The sequence below is a fragment of the Streptomyces sp. CBMA123 genome (genome assembly GCF_014596465.1).
GTDB lineage: Bacteria > Actinomycetota > Actinomycetes > Streptomycetales > Streptomycetaceae > Kitasatospora.
The window spans coordinates 1-2,812 of record NZ_MECK01000416.1 but is presented as its reverse complement, the minus strand read 5'-3'; the positions used below and the strand labels follow the sequence as shown (position 1 = coordinate 2,812).

The window sequence follows — 2,812 nt, the reverse complement described above, 5'->3', positions numbered from 1 at the left end:
GTCGGCCGGGGAGCGGTCGGTGCTGCCGGGGCGGTTGCCGGTCCCGCCCTGGGGCTGCCCGGAGCCGGGCGCGGCGCCGGAGCCGTTCGCTCCGGGGCCGGCCGGGGATCCGCCGGTCGAGGAGGACGAGTCGTCGCCCGCTCCGGGGCCGGCCGTGCCACCGCTCTTGGCGGGGGGCTGGGCCAGGCGCAGGGGCGCGACGTCCTCGCTTATGTCGTCGAAGAGCCGGTTCACCAGGTCGGCCTGCTCGGTGAGTTGGACCGGCAGCCGGCCCTGCAGTTCGCTCCAGCGGCCGTCCTCGTCGTGGGCGAAGCCCGCCAGTGCGCGCATCGGGTCCAGCGAGCCGTTGCTGCGGTAGACCGAGCGCAGCAGGTCGCGGCCCTTGAGGGCGTCGGCGTGCATGTCGTCCAGCGCCCGGCGGACCCGGTCGACGGTGCCCGGGCTGAGCCCGGTGGTCGAACCGGTCTGCCCGACCAGGGCGTTGGCCTCGCCGAGTCGGGTGGCGGCGTTGCCGAGCAGCAGCTCGCCGCGTTCCGAGTCGGAGTCCGCCAGGTCCAGCCGGAGCCCTTCGAGGCCGCGCTTCATCCCGTACAGCGTGTCCCCGGGGAGGGCGTTGGAACTCGCGGCGGCGGCCCCGGCCAGGCTGCCGACGGCGAGCCCGGCGACCAGCCCGCCGATCGCGAAGCGGCGGCTCCACCGGCCGCGCGGCGCCGTCCGGATCGCCCGGTGGCGGCGCTGGCGGGGCACCGCGGCACCTGGTCCGCCAGCGAAGACCTGCTCGAACGCGGCCATCAGCTGGGCGCGTTGGACCGTCCGGACCTCCTGGTCCAGAGCCGGCCCGGGCAGTGCCCCCAGCGCGTCGGCCAGACCGACCAGCTCGGCCATCGCGACCGAACCGGACTCACCGGCAGCGGTGTTGGCCGATTCGGCGGTGGCCGCGCGGCGTTGCTCCGCCTGGTGGGCCTCCAGCGCCTCGGCGAAGGCCTTCGCCCGCCGGTGCTCCAGCACGTTTGCCGTCACGGGCCACACCTCCCTTCGTCGTTGTCGACACCCCGGCCTGCCGGACGGTTGCCCCGGCGGGCCAAAGCCACTCCATCGGGTGACAGGTCGCAATTCGGCTTGACCGTACGCCTGGTGGGGGCTTGCACGCTGGCCAACGAGCGGTGCGGGCGGTCGGTTACGCACGGCTGATCATCGGACCGACCGTTCACCCGGACGTGTCGGTCGGGCACGAGTGGTGACGGGCCGTCGGGACGGGTCCGTCGCCGGGCTATCGCCCCCTCGGTCACCGCCGCCTCACCGCGCGTCGGGCGGGAGGAGCCGGGCCAGGGTGCGGACGGCGCGGTACTGGAGGGTCTTGATGGCCCCCTCGTTCTTGCCCATGATCCGCGCGGTCTCGGCCACCGAGAGGCCCTGGAGGAAGCGCAGCGTCACGCACTCCTGCTGCTGGGGGTTGAGCCGGTGCACCGCGTCCAGCAGGGCGGCGTTGGAGAGCGACTCCAGCACCGACTCCTCCGGGCTGCGCTCGCACTCGTTGGAGTCGAGCATCTCGCCGGTGGTGACCTCCAGCCGGAACCGGCTGGACTTGAAGTGGTCGGCGACCAGGTTGCGGGCGATGGTGACCAGCCAGGCGCCGAAGTCCCGGCCCTGCCAGGTGAAGGTGCCGATCCGGCGCAGCGCGCGCAGGAACGTCTCACTGGTGAGGTCCTCGGCGGTGGCCCGGCTGCCGACCCGGTAGTAGATGTACCGGTAGACGGTGTCCGCGTAGTGGTCGTAGAGCCGGCCGAAGGCCTCGCTCTCGCCGGCCTGGGCCCGCTCGACCAGCTCCATGATCGGGTTGTGCTCGGTCTCGTAGCCGGGGCTCGGCGCGGTGCGGGTGCGGCTGCGGCCGGCGCCGGTGCTGCCGGTGCGGCCCCGCGAGCCGGTGCCGGCCGAGCCGGCGGCGGTGGTGCGCAGCGCCGTCCCGGGGCCGTGCTGGTGGCCGAACGGCCCGCCGGCGGGCACGAGTTGGGGCGTGACGGCGAACTGGCTGTGGAGCAGCGTGCGCAACAGGTCCAGGCCGGTGGAGATCTGCCGCTCGGCGGCCGGGCGGCCGCGGAGGCCGGTGCGGGGGCGCAGGGGCGCGGACGACGGGCGGGAGGGTGCAGGCGCGTCGTTCCGGACGGGTGGGTACACGGGACTCCCAGAGGCAGAACTGTGGACGGATCACCTCCGCCTGCGCGGAGAGCACTCCCCATGACATCCGTTCGAGCGGGATGCATGGGTGACGTGCATCCAGGAGAGAATAACGCTTTGTGCAATGACAGCTACACCGTGTGGTCGAAGTGGTCGTTTGGGATCCATTTGTTGTGCATATTCGGCTGACACTGACCGGAGATGTCATCGTTCATCCGGCTCAACGTGACCGTTCGGGCGCCCAGGGTGACCAATTCGGCGGTACTGCGGGCGGTTTCCCAGCCTTGGGGCTCGGCAACCCCTGACTTTCCCGGCCTGGCGAACGATCAGAACCGGTCACCGGGTGACAGGTTCGTACAACGCGTCCGGATGGCCGTGTCGGAGCTGGGAGTTCGCTCGTACGAGCGGCCAGGTCAGGGCCATGATTGACGCCTTCTCACTCGTGCGGGGGAGTGGCAGAAACGGTTCCCTGGACGGGAGTCCGGCGGGTTCCGGCCGGGAGCCGGACCGGATCCGACGGGAGTTCAGCCGGAGTTCGTCCGGACTCCGGCAGGAGTTCAGCCGTGCCGACGCCGCCGCCGCAGCGCCACCCCGGCCGCCGCCGCCCCGGCCAGCACCCCGAGCGCGGCCGCCGCCG

2 protein-coding genes are annotated in these 2,812 nt (G+C 72.9%); both read right to left on the bottom strand.

The annotated features are described in order from the left end of the window. Positions 1-1,020 (bottom strand): DUF5667 domain-containing protein (locus tag BG452_RS32330; protein ID WP_188307913.1); only part of this gene is annotated, 1,020 nt, incomplete at its 3' end. Between the two features lie 276 nt (positions 1,021-1,296). After that, positions 1,297-2,118 (bottom strand): ECF subfamily RNA polymerase sigma factor, BldN family, encoded by an 822-nt coding sequence (locus tag BG452_RS32325; protein WP_188307914.1) that lies wholly within the window; start codon positions 2,116-2,118, stop codon positions 1,297-1,299. Between the last annotated feature and the right edge of the window lie 694 nt (positions 2,119-2,812).